The sequence below is a fragment of the Pseudomonas kitaguniensis genome, assembly GCF_049199985.1.
Classification (GTDB): domain Bacteria; phylum Pseudomonadota; class Gammaproteobacteria; order Pseudomonadales; family Pseudomonadaceae; genus Aquipseudomonas; species Aquipseudomonas kitaguniensis.
In genome coordinates, this window is record NZ_JBLZPT010000034.1 from 1 (window position 1) to 14,105 (window position 14,105).

Genomic DNA, 14,105 nt, shown 5'->3' on the forward strand with positions numbered 1-14,105 from the left:
TCAGGCCCTGGTCATCATCGCCCGCAAGCTGGCTCGCATCGCGTTTTCTCTCATGAAAAACCTGAGCGAATACCAGTCGAAAGCGGTTTTGGAGGCTTCCCCAAAACCATAGAATCTCCCACAGTTGGCCGGGAGCGGCCAGTGGTAAGGGCGCAAGCCATCCTGGCCCCCTTGCTCCGGCATCATTTTACTGGCATTGTTTGCGCAATTGGTAACTCTTCCCATTTGAGAATTTTTTGCGCATGCATGACATTCCGGCCGCGCTGGGCGATGGCGCCCGTCAGCAGACCCTTACGGCAATGTACAGCGAGCACCACGGCTGGTTGTACGGCTGGCTGCGCAAAAAACTCGGTTGTTCGCAGCACGCCGCCGACCTCGCGCATGACGCGTTTATCCGCGTGTTGATGCTCGCCGAGCCGCACAATATCAAGGAACCCCGCGCCTTTCTCGCCACCACCGCCGGGCGTTTGCTGATTGATGGGGCGCGGCGGCGGCGCATCGAAAAAGCCTACATGCAAGCCCTGGTGATCCAGTGCGAAGACGCCGGCATGCCCGACCCGGCGGCGATTCATGTGGCGCTGCAAGCCTTGGAGCGCATCGCCGAGATGCTCGCCGGCCTGCCCGCAAAAAACCGTGAAGCGTTCTTGTTGAGTCGGCTCGATGGGCTGACCTACAGCGAAATCGCCCTGCGCCTGGACGTGTCGGCCAGCACCGTCAAAAACTACATCTCCACGGCGCTGGTGCATTGCTACCACAGCCTGCATGCGGCGGACCCGCTGTGATGAACTCGGAACACATCATCCAGCAAGCGGCGAATTGGCTGACGCAACTGCAAGACGAAAACGTCAGCGACGCCGACCGCCAGGCCTACACCACGTGGTACCACGCCGACCCGCGCCATGCCGTGGCGATCGAACGCATGCGTTGCCTGTGGGGCGACTTCGAGACCTTGCCCGCGCAACCGGCGCGTATCGCGTTGAATCACGCGTTCGCCGCGCCGCGCACTCGGGGTGCTCAGGTACTCGGTGTGCTTGGCGGTGTGCTTGGCGTCGTGCTGTGTGGTTGGTTGGGTGTGCAACAGTTGCCGGTGTGGATGGCCGACCAGCGCACTGGCGTCGGTGAGCGCCGGCACATCGCCCTCGAAGACGGCAGCCAGTTGCAGCTCAACAGCAACTCGGCCGTCGACGTGAAGTTCGACGGCCACCAACGTGTGATCGAACTGCTGCAAGGCGAGTTGTGGGTCGACGTGGCCAAGGACGCGCAACGGCCCTTCGTGGTGCGCACCGACCAAGGCACGGCCACCGCGCTGGGCACGCGTTATCTGGTAAAGCGGGCGGCGGACGGCAGCACCGTGGTCACGGTCATCGAATCCACTGTGGCGGTTAAAGGCCAGGCCGCGCAGGGCGTCAATGTCGTCGCGGGCCGGCGTTCTGTCCTCGACCATGGCCGCGCCCAAGCGCCGCAAGCGATTGGCAACGCCGACCCGGACGCGTGGACGCGCGGCCTGCTCAAGGTCAACGACCAGCCATTGAGCGAGGTGCTGCAAACCCTGGCCAGCTACCGCCACGGGCTGCTGCGTTTCGATGCGCAGGCCTTGCAAAACCTGCGGGTGTCCGGCGTGTTCAAGCTCGACGACACGGCGGCAGCGCTCTCGGCACTCGCCGATAACCTGCCGATTCAAGTCGAGTACTTCACCGATTTGCTGGTGGTGGTCAAGCCGCGCTAGCTCAACGTGGGGGCTGGCGCAGGCGTTCACCGAGCTGATGGCCAATGAAGGCAACCACTTCACCTCGCCGACGTTGGACATCAAGGACTTTATCGGTATTTCCTTTACCACTGCGCCCGACGGCAAGGTTTACCAATTGCCCGACCAGCAGTTCGCCAACCTCTACGGGTGGCGCGCCGACTGGTTTGAGCGCCCGGAGCTGAAAGCCAGGTTCAAGGAAAAATACGGTTATTTGTTTGCCCTCAAAATCCGTGCCGTGTCCCGTGCCGGCGGCAACCCGAACACCCGCGCATAATCGCGGCTGAACTGGGTCGCGCTTTCATACCCCACCTCAAACGCCGCACTGGTCACGCTGCTCGCACTGGCCAGCATCAACGTGCGCGCCTTGAGCAAGCGCACGCGTTTCTGGTATTGCAGCGGGCTCAACGTGGTCACGGCCTTAAAATGCCGATGAAACGCCGACACACTCATCGCCGCTTCCTGCGCCAGTGCATCCACCCGAATCGACTCGGCAAAATCCCGGCGAATCCACTGGATGGCCCGGCTGACCCGCGCCATGGCGGTGTCCGGCGCAGCGATGTCGCGCAGCATCCAGCCGTGTGGGCCTTGCAGCACGTGGTAAAGAATTTCGCGTTCATAGGCAGGGGCCAGGGCGGCAATCGCCATTGGGTCGCCCATCAGGCGCAGCATGCGCACCCACGCATCCATCAGCGCGGGCGTGACGGCAGCGACTGAAAACCCGGCCTCCTGCGCGCAATGGCCGCCCGGCGTCGGCAGGTCATTGAGCAAGGTGGTCAGCACCGTCGGGTCCAGCGTCAGGCTCACGGCCAGGTACGGTTCACCCGTACTCGCCGGGTTCACCACGCCCACGGCAGGCAGCTCGATAGACATCACAAAATACGTCGCCGGGTCGTAATGCAGGGTGCGGTCACCCACGGTCATGCACTTGCTGCCTTGCAGGATCAGGTTGATCATCGGCTCGTACACGGCCGCCAGCATGTGTTCCGGGATCGCGCCCTGGACCATCGCCACACGAGGGATGCCGGTCTCGGTGCGGCGGTTTTCGGCCTTGGCGGCCAAGGTACGCAGTTCGATCAATTGATTATTCATGGCGGCCATGCTGTTCCTTCCCGACAGCGGCGCGCAAGTAAAAAGCACAAACAGGCAGGATTGCGGCAGGAACGGCTGCGTCGGCGGGGAGGGCGCTGGTTACTCTGGTCACTCAACTTTTCGACAGTGGAGCAGGCCATGAGCGTTATCGTGATTACCGGAGGCAGCCGAGGCATCGGCGCCAGTACCGCCGAGTTGTGTGCTCGCCAGGGCCACGGCGTGATCCTCACCTACAATCACCACCCTGAGGCCGCGCAGGCCGTGGTACAGCGCATCGAGTCAGCCGGCGGAAAGCTGTCGCCGTGGCGTTGGACGTGGCGAATGTCAGCACGTTCGCGGCATTTCGTGAGACGGTGCTGCTCACGCTGCAGGCTACCTGGGGCGTGAAGACCCTGAGCGGGCTGGTCAACAACGCCGGCTACGGGCTGTTCAACCCACTCGAATCGGTGACCGAAGCGCAGTTCGACGGCCTGTTCAACGTGCACCTCAAAGGCCCGTTTTTCCTCACTCAAACCCTGCTGCCGCTGCTGGAAGAACACGCCGGCATCGTCAACCTCACCAGCGCCACAACGCGTGTGGCAACCGCGGGCGTCGCGCCTTACGCCGCGTTCAAGGGTGGCCTGGACGTGCTCACGCGCTACATGGCCAAGGAATTCGGTGAACGGCGTATCCGCGCCAATGCAGTGTCGCCGGGTGCCATTCGCACTGAACTGGGCGGCGGCTTGAACGACGAGTTTGAAGCGCTGCTTGCAGGGCAAACCGCCCTCGGCCGTGTAGGCGAACCGCAAGACGTAGCGCGGGTAATCGCGCTGCTGCTGTCGGAACAAGGCCGCTGGATCAACGCCCAAACCGTTGAAGTCGCCGGCGGCTACTCCATCTGAATCGCGAGGCCACAGCATGCTGGATCACCTGTTTATCTCGGTCAGCAACATCGAGCGTTCCATTCACTACTACGCGGCCAACGTCCTCGACCCCGACGGCTACAGCCTTGAATTTGTGTACAAGAACTGGCAGCACAGCGCATGAAAACACTGATGATTTACGGCGCAACCGGCTACACCGGGCGCATGGCGGCTGAACATGCCAAACAGCTCGGCCTGGAGGTGGTGATTGCCGGGCGCAACGAAGCGCGCCTGGCCTCCCTTGCCGCCACGTTGAACGTGCCTTACCGCGTGTTTGCCGCCGACGCCAGCCAGTTGCAAGGTATCGATGTGTTACTCAACTTCGCCGGCCCATTTGCTCACACCGCCGAGGCGTTGATGCGCGCCTGCATCGCCAGCGGCACCGACTACCTGGACATTACTGCTGAAATCAACGTGTACCGCCTGGCCGAACAGCTCGGCGCCATGGCCAGCGAAAAGGGTGTGATGCTGCTGCCGGGCGTCGGTTGGGACGTGGTGCCCACCGACTGCCTGGCGATGCACGTCATCAGCCGCGTGCAACAGCCGCACGCGCTGACAATTGCCTTGCAGGTGCCCGGCGCGATGTCGCGGGGTTCGGCGATGAGTGTCGGCGAGATCATCGGCGCGGGCGTCATGGCACGCATTGACGGCGAGCTGGTCGCCACCCCGGACGCGCCGTTGCACTCCATGGATTTCGGCGACGGCCTGGCACTCCAGCGGCGTGCCGAATATTGCCATGTACGTGCACATCACCGGCGAAGCTTTCCCCGAGGGCGACTTGTCACTGCTGCCCGACGGCCCCAGCCAAGCCCAGCGTGACGCCCATCGCGCCCGCGCCGTGGCCGAAGTCACCGGCAGCGACGGCACGGTTGCGCGCTCGGTGATCGAAACCGTCAACGGCTACAACTACACCCCGCTGGCAGCCGTGGCAGCGGCGCGGCGTGTGCTCGGCGGCGAACGCCGGTCGGGTTTTGAAACCCCGGCCAAACTGTTCGGTGTGGGGTTTGCGCAGACCATTGCCGGCACGCGGATCATCGACTACTAGCCGCAAAAGTGCTCACGTGGTCGGCGGCCGGGAGCTTGAACCGCGCCGCATCCTTCGCCGGTGGCAAGCCGAACAGCCGTGCGTATTCACGGCTGAATTGCGAGGCGCTTTCATACCCCACGTTGAAGGCGACGGAGGCGGCATCGAGGGTGTCGAACAGCAGCAGCCAGCGCGCCCTGAGCAGGCGCAAGCGTTTCTGGTACTGAATCGGCGTCATCGCTGTGACGGCTTTGAAATGCCGGTAAAACGCCGCCACGCTCATGTCGGTCATGGCCGCCAACGGTTCCACACGAAAGGGTTGGGTGTAGTGCTGGCGAATCCATTCGGTGGCGCGACGTATCTGTATCAGGCGCCCGTCGGGACGCGCCATGTCCACCAGGGTTTCGCGCAGCGGGCCTTGTAATGCCCGAAACAGGATTTCCCGCTCGATCATCGGAGCCAGTACGGCGGCTTCGCTTGGCCGGTCCATTAGCCGCAGCATGCGCAGCCAGGCATCAAGCAATTCTGCGGGTGCCTGCACCGCCGTGAAGCGTTGGGCGCATGGCCGCTCAGCGGGTGCGACTTCGTCCGCCAGCACGGCAGCAATCACTGAAGCATCCAGCGTCAGGCTGACCGCCAAGTAGGGTAGGCCCGCTGCGCAGGGATGAACCTGGCCGGTGGCGGGCACCTCAACCGGCACCACGAAGTAGCTGGACGGGCCGTACGTCGACACCTGATCGCCAATCGACAATGTCTTCGAGCCTTGCAGCACCAAGTGCAGCATCGGCTGATACACCTGAGCTGCGCAGGCCTCGGCGCGCACCATCGCCACGCGCGGCAGGCCGGTGTCGGTCCACGTGTTGTCTGCGCGCATTACCAGCAGGCGCAGTTCATTCAGGTCGTTGTTCATGCGCCGACCTTGAGCCAGGCCAGCCCGTATAGCAAGCGCGCCGAGAAGAATAGGCAAGAATGCGAGAAGAACCGGCAAGCGCTATCCCGGTGCTGGCGCCAATACTGCAAACACGCGGTATTACTCAACCTCAGGAATCACACTTATGAAGCTCGACGGAAAAATTGCAGTGGTCACCGGTGCATCAAAAGGCATCGGTGCCGGCATCGCCAAAGCGCTGGCGGCGGCAGGCGCGACGGTGGTGGTCAACTACGTATCGAGTAAAACCGAGGCTGACGCGGTGGTCGCGCATATTCAGGCGCAGGGCGGAAAAGCCATCAGCGTACACGCCAACATGAGTTCGGGGAGCGACGTCACACGCTTGTTCGACACGGTCAAACAGACGTTCGGCCGCCTGGATATTCTCGTCAATAATGCCGGGCTGGCGGTGTTCCAGACCCTTGAGAACCTGACCGAGGAAGCCTTCCACATCCAGTTCAACCTCAACGTGCTGGGGTATCTGCTGGCCGCGCGCGAAGCGCTGAAGTTGTTGAAGCCGGGCGGCAGTATCATCAATATCAGCTCAATCCTCAGCACCGACCCGTACCTGGCTTCCAGCGTTTATTCCGCCACCAAGGGCGCGGTGGATACGCTGACCCTGGCCTTGGCGCGCGAGCTTGGGCCAAAAGGCATCCGGGTCAATTCCATTCTGCCGGGCCATACCAACACGCCGGCAACCGAGGGCAACTTCGCCGGTGAGTTTGGCCAATCGCTGATCGCCGGCACGCCGTTGGGGCGCTTGGGTGAGCCCGAAGACATAGCGCCGCTGGCGGTATTTTTGGCCAGCGAGGATGCCCATTGGGTCACCGGGGAGTCCATCCGGGCCTCCGGCGGCGTGCGCGGGGTGGGTTACTGAGGGGTGGAGGTGTCATTCACGGCCACGATGTGGTGACCTTCAATCGAGACTTTTTCATCCCCACCCGTCTGACAACTCGCACAGCGTGTGTTCAGCGCTGCTTCGCAGATCAGGCGGCCTGAGGCTGAAGCTGCAACTCGCCGTCAACGTCCTTGACCACCTCACTGGCCAGCAACAACGGCGCCAAACGCCGGTGCAGTGGCGGCTCGACAAACTCTTTGACGGTGTCGAGCGCCAGCACGCCGCTGAGCGGCAGTTCAGCTTTGGTGTACGACAACCAGGCTTTTTTCAAGGCCATCAACACATCGCTGCCCGCCGTGGTGGCGAAGCGGCGGTGCACCGGTTTGGCGTCGAAGTGGAAGGTGTGCTGGAACGCGTAGCCGGTTTCATCAGCGTGACTGGCGGTGCAGCGTACGCAGGTGCACGCGCCGTCGCCGAACGCGCTGCGCAGGTAGGTATTGAAGTCCACCACGGGTTTGAGTGACAGGCGCTTATCGACCTCGAACAGGTCCCCAGTCATTTTTTCGTCAGTGTTCAACGTCCATTTCCTCGCAGTCGGCGGCAATATTTCAACGCGCGGCACAATACCAGCCGAGCGCCCGTTTGGGGTGATGATTTGCATAACAATAGATCTATATATTCTTTTCCAGTCTTAAAAATCGCCGCTAGGCTCCAGCACCTTCTCGAACACGCGGCAGACCCTCATGACCTTCAAGCGTTCCTCTTTGACACTACTGGCCGCGTCGCTGGCCGCTGCGAGCGCGGTGTTCAGCGCCGGCGCGCACGCCGAAGGCAAAATCAGCATCGCCCAGCAATTCGGGATCGGCTATCTGATTCTCGACATTGTGCGCGACCAACACCTGATCGAGAAACACGGCAAAGCGCAAGGCCTGGACATCGAGGTGGAATGGAACAGCATTTAGGGCGCCACCGCGATGAACGAATCGCTGCTGGCCGGCGCCCTCGACGTAGTTTCGGCCGGTGTGCCGCCGATGCTGACGGTGTGGGACCGCACCAAAGGCAAACAGAACGTCAAGGCTATCGCCTCGCTGGGCTCGATGCCCAACTACTTGCTGACCAATAACCCGGACGTGAAGACCCTCAAGGACTTCACCGAGAAAGACCGTATTGCCGTGCCTGCCGCCGGCGTGGGCTTTCAGTCGCGCACCTTGCAGATTGAAACCGCCAAGCAGTTCGGCGACGCCAACTACAAGAAGTTCGACGACATCTCCATCAGCCTGGCCCATCCCGATGCCACGGCGGCGCTGATTGCCGGGGGTTCGGAGATCAATTCGCACTTCTCCAGCCCGCCATTCCAGTATCAGGAACTGTTGAACCCCAAGGTGCACAAGGTGCTCAGTTCCTACGACATCCTCGGCGGGCAGGCCACGTTCAACGTGCTCTACACCACGCAAAAATTCCACGACGAAAACCCCAAGACCTACAAGGCGTTTTATGACGCGCTGGCCGAGGCCGAGACGATCATCAAGGCCGACAAACCTGCGGCCGCCAAGGCGTATATCCGTGTAGAAGCGTCCAAATTGCCGTTGGACCTGGTGGAAAAAATTGTCCAAGACCCGGAAATCGACTTCACCATCGTGCCGCAGCGCACCTATATCTACGCCGATAAACTCCACGAATTGGGCGTGCTGAAAAACCAGGCCGCGAGCTGGAAGGACTACTTTTTCGAAGAGGCCCACGGCGGCAATGGTAGCTGAACCTCCGATACTGCTCTGAAAACGCACTCAGAAATGTGGGAGGGGCGTGTTCCCACAGTGACCGCATTCTCGGTTTGGAACTCGGTTTAATGTGGGAGGTGGCTTGCTGCCGATGGCTGAGTGTCAGTCACTGAATGCGCTGGCTAAATAACCGCTATCGCGAGCAAGCCCGCTCCCACAGTTGATGGCATTCTCATGATGGAACTCGGCTCAATGTGGCTATCAGGTCAGCGGAAAAACTCGCCGGGGGTGGCGTCGAACTGCTGGCGAAATGCGTTGATAAAGGCTGATGTCGACTCATAACCGCAGGCCAACGCCACATCCGTCACGCGCTCGCCTTGCTCCAGCGCGGGCAGGGCGCTGAGCAGTCGCAGGCGTTGGCGCCAGGCGCGAAAGGTCAGCCCGGTATCACTCAAAAACAATCGGCTGAGGGTTTTCTCGCTGACGGCCAGCCTGGCGCTCCACTCTGCCAACGTCGTCTGCTGCTCCGGGCGCAGGCTCAGGCTGCGATAGACCTGCCGCAGTCGCGGGTCATGCGGCAAAGGCAGCATCAAATCCACCTGCGGCGCGGCGGCGAGTTGGTCCAGTACCACCTGAGCCAAGCGCCCATCCGGGCCGTCCTCGGCGTATTCAACCGGCAGTTCACTGAAACGGCGGATCAGCTCGCGCAACAAACTGCTCACCGCCAGCACCTGGCAGCGCTCGGCCGCCCAGGCGGTGACGCTGCAATCCAGGTAAAGGCTGCGCATCTCCGTGTGCGGCGAGCTAAACACACGGTGCGGCATGCCCGCCGGAATCCACACCGCACGCTGCGGCGGGGCGACGAAGCGGCCGGCGCGGGTCTGGATTTCGAGCACCCCGGAAATCGCGTAAGACAATTGCACCCACGGGTGGCTGTGCTTGCGGGTCAGCGCGCGGTTGGGCAGCGATTCGGTGCGCCCATACACCGGCCGTGGCAGGCTGGAAAGCCCGGGCACGCTGCGGCGCACGGCTTTTTCATGTCCTTTAGGCGGCATTTACTGGCTCATTGGCGTTAGTCGGTAACTTGCGGTTACGTTAGAGTCGCGACGATGCTCTTGGCAACCCCTGGAAGATTTGTTTATGACCCGCCTGCGTTTTCTGCCTGACAACTTCACCCTGACCCTGATCGCCACGGTGATTCTCGCTTCATTGCTGCCCGCCAGCGGCCAAACCGCCGTGGCCTTCGGTTGGGTGACTAACCTTGCCATCGCGCTGCTGTTTTTTTTGCACGGCGCGAAGCTGTCGCGCCAGGCCATCGTCGCCGGTGCCGGCCACTGGCGCCTGCACCTGTTGGTGTTCAGCCTGACCTTTGTGCTGTTCCCGTTGCTCGGACTGGCGCTCAAACCGCTGCTGTCGCCGCTGATCGGCAACGACCTGTACATGGGCATGCTCTACCTGTGTGCGTTGCCCGCCACCGTGCAGTCGGCGATTGCCTTTACCTCGCTGGCGCGCGGCAATATTCCGGCGGCGATCTGCAGCGCGGCGGCTTCCAGCTTGTTCGGGATATTCCTCACGCCGTTGCTGGTGACCTTGCTGCTCAACGTGCACGGTGATGGCGGTTCCACCGTCGACGCGATCCTGAAAATCAGCGTGCAGTTGCTGCTGCCTTTTGTGGCCGGGCAAATCGCCCGCCGCTGGATCGGCGAGTGGGTAGGGCGCAATAAATCCTGGCTCAAGTTCGTCGACCAAGGCTCGATTTTGCTGGTGGTTTACGGCGCGTTCAGCGAAGCGGTCAACGAGGGCATTTGGCACCAGATTCCGCTGTGGGAGCTGGGCGGGCTGGTCGTGGCGTGCTGCGTATTGCTGGCGTTGGTGCTGGTGGCGTCTGCGCTGTTGGGCAAGGCTTTCGGCTTTAGTCAGGAAGACCGCATCACGATTTTGTTCTGCGGCTCGAAAAAAAGCCTGGCCACCGGCGTGCCCATGGCTCAGGTGTTGTTTGCCGGGGCGAGCATGGGCGTGCTGATCCTGCCGTTGATGCTGTTTCACCAGATTCAGTTGATGGTCTGCGCGGCGTTGGCGCAGCGTTATGCCAAGCGGCCCGAAAGCATTCCCGAGCTGATGGGGCAGGTTGATCCTTGATCTAGCTCAACCCTTTGCACGAATCGCCTCAAGTTAACCTGCCGCCAGACGACTTACTTATTGAGAGCCCAATAAGGAGTGGCGGCATGAACGTTAAATGTATTTCGGTATTTGCAGGTCTGTTTTGCCTATGGGCGGGCGCCTGCGCTGCGGCGCAGACAGTGGGTGGGGGCACGCTTGAGTTTCGCGGCGCCATCAATGAGCCTGGGTGTGCGACAAATGCGCGCAGTGGTGCGGTGATGGAACTGACCGGGTGTGCCGAATTCAGCCGTGGCAGCCGCTTTGATGTGCGCAACCTGGCGCCTCTGGCCAGCGTCAATGCGGCCCACGTGTTGCTGGTGGCAGACAGCGGCAGCGGGCGTTATTACGATCAGCGGTATCTGTTGGTGGACGGCGCCGGCAAGCCGATTCAGTCGGGAAACTACGTCATCACCCTGACCTCGCCCTAACCGGCGCGGCGACGATGCGGGTCAACAGCGGGCCGAGAAACCTATAGAATGCTCGGCGGCGGCGTTGTTCTGCGTGGCCATCGGATCATCGTCAGAGTACCTCGCCCGCCAATGAGCATTTCAGCTGCAACGCCTCAAGCCAACTGGCAACCGGTCATCGCCCTCGCGCTGGCCGCGTTTGTGTTCAATACCACCGAATTTGTGCCCGTCGGCCTGCTCAGCGCCATCGGCGCCAGCTTTGACATGCCCATCGCCAGCGTCGGGCTGATGCTCACCATCTATGCGTGGATCGTCTCGGTGACCTCGCTGCCGGTGATGCTGCTGACGCGTAACGTGGAGCGGCGCAAGCTATTGATCGTGCTGTTTTGCATGTTTATCGCCAGCCATATCCTCTCCAGCGTGGCCACCAGCTTTGGCATTTTGATGCTCAGCCGCATCGGCATTGCGCTGTCCCATGCGCTGTTCTGGTCGATCACTGCCTCCCTCGCCGTGCGCTTGGCGCCGGAGGGCAAACAGGTGCAGGCGCTGGGTTTGTTGGCCACCGGCACCTCGCTGGCGATGGTCTTGGGCATTCCGCTTGGCCGCCTGCTGGGTGAAGCCATGGGCTGGCGCACCACCTTCCTGGTGATTGGCGCCTTCGCTGCGGCGCTGGTGTTCTGGCTGGCGCGCACCTTGCCGCCGCTGCCAAGCCAGAACTCCGGCTCGCTGCGCAGCCTGCCGCTGCTGTTCAAACGCCCGGCGCTGGTGGCGCTTTACGTGCTCACCGCGCTGGTGGTCACCGCACAATTCACCGCCTACAGCTACATCGAACCCTTCGTCGAAGGCGTCGCCGGCATGAGCGGCGGCACGGTAACCCTGTTTCTGCTGGTGTTCGGCGGCGCAGGCATTATCGGCTCGCTGCTGTTCAGCCTGGTGCACCGCTTCAACCCGCACATCTTCGTGATCAGCGCAGTGGCCCTGCTCGCCGCCTGCCTGGCACTGATGCTGCCCTTGAGCGGCGCCGAGTCGTACCTGGTCGGACTGAGCGTGTTCTGGGGCATGGCGATCATGGGCTTCGGCCTGGCCATGCAGTCCAAAGTGCTGGTGCTGGCCCCGGACGCCACCGACGTGGCCATGGCCATGTTCTCCGGCATTTACAACATCGGCATCGGCGGCGGCGCCCTGATGGGCAGTTGGGTCGGCAGCCACTTCGGCTTCGCCTGGATCGGCGCAGCGGGTGGGTTGCTGGCGGCGGTCGCATTGATTGGCTATTGCCTGGCGATTCGCAAGTATGGGACGGGTGTGGCGTCGCACCCGTAGAGGCTCAGATCAAAATCACACGCCGAACGCGGTCAATTGTGGGAGGGGGCTTGCTCCCGATAGCTGAGTTTCAGCCGATGCATAAGCTGACTGACACACCGCCATCGGGAGCAAGCCCCCTCCCACAGTTTGAGGCTGGCAGCCTTCAGGGCTTCCAGGTGTCTACATCCTTGGCGTCCACCGCCTTGGGCAAAATAGCCCAGCCTTGAAGAATGCATCGGCAACGCCTGCACATCAAAACGGTGGGAGGGGGCTTGCTCCCGATAGCTGAGTTTCAGCCGATGCATAAGCTGACTGACTCACCGCCATCGGGAGCAAGCCCCCTCCCACAGTTTAAAGCTGGCAGGCATCAAGGCTTCCAGGTGTCTACATCCTTGGCGTCCACCGCCTTGGGCAAAATAGCCCAGCCTTGAAGAACGCATCGGCAACGCCTGCACATCAAAACGGTGGGAGGGGGCTTGCTCCCGATTGCGGTGTATCAGTTGAAAAATACTTATCTGACACACCGCCATCGGGAGCAAGCCCCCTCCCACAGTTTGAAGCTGGCAGCTTTCAGGGCTTCCAGGTGTCTACATCCTTGGCGTCCACCGCCTTGGGCAAAATAGCCCAGCCTTGAAGAACGCATCGGCAACGCCTGCACATCAAAACGGTGGGAGGGGGCTTGCTCCCGATGGCTGAGTTTCAGTCGATGCATAAGCTGACTGACACACCGCCATCGGGAGCAAGCCCCCTCCCACAGTTTGAGGCTGGCAGCCTTCAGGGCTTCCAGGTGTCTACATCCTTGGCGTCCACCGCCTTGGGCAATAGCCCGGCCTTGAAAAACGCATCGGCAACGCCTGCACATCAAAACTGTGGGAGGGGGCTTGCTCCCGATGGCTGAGTTTCAGTCGATGCATAAGCTGACTGACTCACCGCCATCGGGAGCAAGCTCCCTCCCACAGTTTGAGGCTGGCAGCCTTCAGGGCTTCCAGGTGTCTACATCCTTGGCGTCCACCGCCTTGGGCAACAGCCCAGCCTTGAAGAACGCATCGGCAATCTTCTGTTGTTCGCCCAACTGATCAATCGTCACTGGCTGCACCTGATAACTGCGGTGCGCGTTGGCGGCCTCAACCGTGGCCACGTCCAGGTTGCCCCACAGCGGGCCGAGCACTTTTGCCGCGTCCTGCGGGTGGGTTTTGACCCACTGGCCCGCCTTTTCCAGTTGCTCATATACGCGCTTCAATACGTCGGGATGCGCCTTGGCGTACGGCGTTCCGGTCAGGTAATAGCGTTTGTAACTGGCCAGCCCAACGCCATCGGCCAGTGTGCGCGTTGGCAGTTGCCGCTGCACGCTGGTGAGGAAGGGTTCCCAGGTGACCCAGGCGTCAACCTTGTTGTTCTCGAACGCCGCGCGACCGTCAGCCGGCGACAAGTAGGCGGGCTCGATGTCCGAGAACGCCAGGCCGGCTTTGGCCAGCGCAGCAATCAGCAAATAGTGAGTGCCGGCGGCCTTGGTCACGGCGATTTTCTTGCCTTTCAAATCCGCCAATTGCTGAATCGGTGAGTCCTTGCGCACCACAATGGCTTGGGCTGAAGGCGAGGGCGCCTCTTGGGCGAAGTAAGTCAGTTTGGCGTGCGCCGCCTGCGCGAAGATCGGCACGGTGTCGGCTACGTCGGCGCTGATATCCACATTGCCCACGTTCAGCGCTTCGAGCAGCGGCAGGCCACTGGGGAACTCGTGCCAGCTCACGTCGATATTGTCGGCCTTGAGGGCTTTTTCCAGGGTGCCTTGGGTTTTTAGCAGAGTGATCAGGGTTGAGGATTTCTGGTAACCGATACGCACGGTTTGCTGGGCCTCGGCACTCACGGCAACGGAAAAGGCCAGTAGCCCGATGAGCATGGCGAGGGGACGACGAATAGACATGGCGCGCTCGATCTTCAACGAAATATACCCAATCTTAAGGTTCTAAAAACCATTCAATAAATACTCTTT

The 14,105-nt window shown here is 61.6% G+C and carries 11 protein-coding genes and 5 pseudogenes; 11 read left to right on the forward strand and 5 right to left on the reverse strand.

Going from position 1 to position 14,105, the window contains the following annotated elements:
* Positions 1-242: 242 nt before the first annotated feature.
* The 3 genes and pseudogenes from ACOZK9_RS25530 to ACOZK9_RS25540 all read left to right on the forward strand — a co-directional run.
* The gene (locus ACOZK9_RS25530; protein WP_152746066.1) at positions 243-782 is read left to right on the forward strand and encodes a sigma-70 family RNA polymerase sigma factor; all 540 of its coding nucleotides are present in this window, start codon (positions 243-245) and stop codon (positions 780-782) included.
* Entirely contained in the window at positions 782-1,726 is a 945-nt protein-coding gene (locus ACOZK9_RS25535) for a FecR family protein (RefSeq protein WP_421556845.1), read from the forward strand. Before ACOZK9_RS25530 ends, ACOZK9_RS25535 begins: the two co-directional genes overlap by 1 nt.
* Positions 1,727-1,754: 28 nt before the next feature.
* Positions 1,755-1,958 (forward strand): annotated as a pseudogene (locus ACOZK9_RS25540) (carbohydrate ABC transporter substrate-binding protein); the annotation flags it as partial.
* Here ACOZK9_RS25540 and ACOZK9_RS25545 read toward each other — a convergent pair.
* On the reverse strand, positions 1,955-2,836 hold the full coding sequence (locus tag ACOZK9_RS25545; protein WP_172979766.1) for an AraC family transcriptional regulator: 882 nt from the start codon (positions 2,834-2,836) through the stop codon (positions 1,955-1,957). The pseudogene ACOZK9_RS25540 and the gene ACOZK9_RS25545 overlap by 4 nt on opposite strands.
* Before the next feature lie 138 nt (positions 2,837-2,974).
* Between ACOZK9_RS25545 and ACOZK9_RS25550 the strand changes: the two are divergent.
* The 3 pseudogenes from ACOZK9_RS25550 to ACOZK9_RS25560 all read left to right on the forward strand — a co-directional run bounded on the left by ACOZK9_RS25550 (position 2,975) and on the right by ACOZK9_RS25560 (position 4,783).
* Positions 2,975-3,717 (forward strand): annotated as a pseudogene (locus tag ACOZK9_RS25550) (SDR family NAD(P)-dependent oxidoreductase).
* Positions 3,718-3,781: 64 nt separating this feature from the next.
* Positions 3,782-3,862 (forward strand): annotated as a pseudogene (locus tag ACOZK9_RS25555) (VOC family protein); the annotation flags it as partial.
* Positions 3,859-4,783, forward strand: a pseudogene (locus ACOZK9_RS25560) (saccharopine dehydrogenase family protein). The pseudogenes ACOZK9_RS25555 and ACOZK9_RS25560, both read left to right, overlap by 4 nt.
* Here the strand turns inward: ACOZK9_RS25560 and ACOZK9_RS25565 are convergent.
* Positions 4,770-5,672 carry an AraC family transcriptional regulator gene (locus ACOZK9_RS25565; protein WP_152749700.1) on the reverse strand — a complete coding sequence of 301 codons (903 nt, stop codon included), beginning with the start codon at positions 5,670-5,672 and terminating at the stop codon, positions 4,770-4,772. The pseudogene ACOZK9_RS25560 and the gene ACOZK9_RS25565 sit on opposite strands and share 14 nt — an antisense overlap.
* Positions 5,673-5,817: 145 nt before the next feature.
* On the opposite strand from ACOZK9_RS25565, the gene ACOZK9_RS25570 reads away from it, so the two are divergent.
* Positions 5,818-6,567, forward strand: a complete 750-nt coding sequence (locus ACOZK9_RS25570; protein ID WP_152749698.1) for a glucose 1-dehydrogenase — start codon at positions 5,818-5,820, stop codon at positions 6,565-6,567.
* Positions 6,568-6,676: 109 nt separating this feature from the next.
* On the opposite strand, the gene ACOZK9_RS25575 is transcribed toward ACOZK9_RS25570, so the two are convergent.
* A complete protein-coding gene (locus tag ACOZK9_RS25575) occupies positions 6,677-7,105 on the reverse strand; it encodes a hypothetical protein (RefSeq protein ID WP_058413471.1) in 429 nt (142 codons plus the stop codon).
* Positions 7,106-7,271: 166 nt separating this feature from the next.
* Between ACOZK9_RS25575 and ACOZK9_RS25580 the strand changes: the two are divergent.
* A pseudogene (locus tag ACOZK9_RS25580) lies at positions 7,272-8,285 on the forward strand (ABC transporter substrate-binding protein).
* A 227-nt stretch (positions 8,286-8,512) separates the two neighbouring features.
* Here the strand turns inward: ACOZK9_RS25580 and ACOZK9_RS25585 are convergent.
* The gene (locus tag ACOZK9_RS25585; protein WP_058413446.1) at positions 8,513-9,301 is read right to left on the reverse strand and encodes an AraC family transcriptional regulator; all 789 of its coding nucleotides are present in this window, start codon (positions 9,299-9,301) and stop codon (positions 8,513-8,515) included.
* A gap of 85 nt (positions 9,302-9,386) precedes the next feature.
* Between ACOZK9_RS25585 and ACOZK9_RS25590 the strand changes: the two genes are divergently transcribed.
* The 3 genes from ACOZK9_RS25590 to ACOZK9_RS25600 all read left to right on the forward strand — a co-directional run bounded on the left by ACOZK9_RS25590 (position 9,387) and on the right by ACOZK9_RS25600 (position 12,133).
* Entirely contained in the window at positions 9,387-10,385 is a 999-nt protein-coding gene (locus ACOZK9_RS25590) for a bile acid:sodium symporter family protein (RefSeq protein WP_152751868.1), read from the forward strand.
* A gap of 86 nt (positions 10,386-10,471) precedes the next feature.
* Positions 10,472-10,834 (forward strand): type 1 fimbrial protein, encoded by a 363-nt coding sequence (locus ACOZK9_RS25595; protein WP_152751866.1) that lies wholly within the window; start codon positions 10,472-10,474, stop codon positions 10,832-10,834.
* 111 nt (positions 10,835-10,945) lie between these two features.
* Positions 10,946-12,133, forward strand: a complete 1,188-nt coding sequence (locus ACOZK9_RS25600) for a sugar transporter (protein WP_058413443.1) — start codon at positions 10,946-10,948, stop codon at positions 12,131-12,133.
* Positions 12,134-13,091: 958 nt separating this feature from the next.
* Here ACOZK9_RS25600 and ACOZK9_RS25605 read toward each other — a convergent pair.
* Positions 13,092-14,036, reverse strand: coding sequence for an aliphatic sulfonate ABC transporter substrate-binding protein (locus ACOZK9_RS25605; RefSeq protein ID WP_421556846.1), 945 nt, complete (start codon positions 14,034-14,036; stop codon positions 13,092-13,094).
* Positions 14,037-14,105 lie beyond the last annotated feature (69 nt).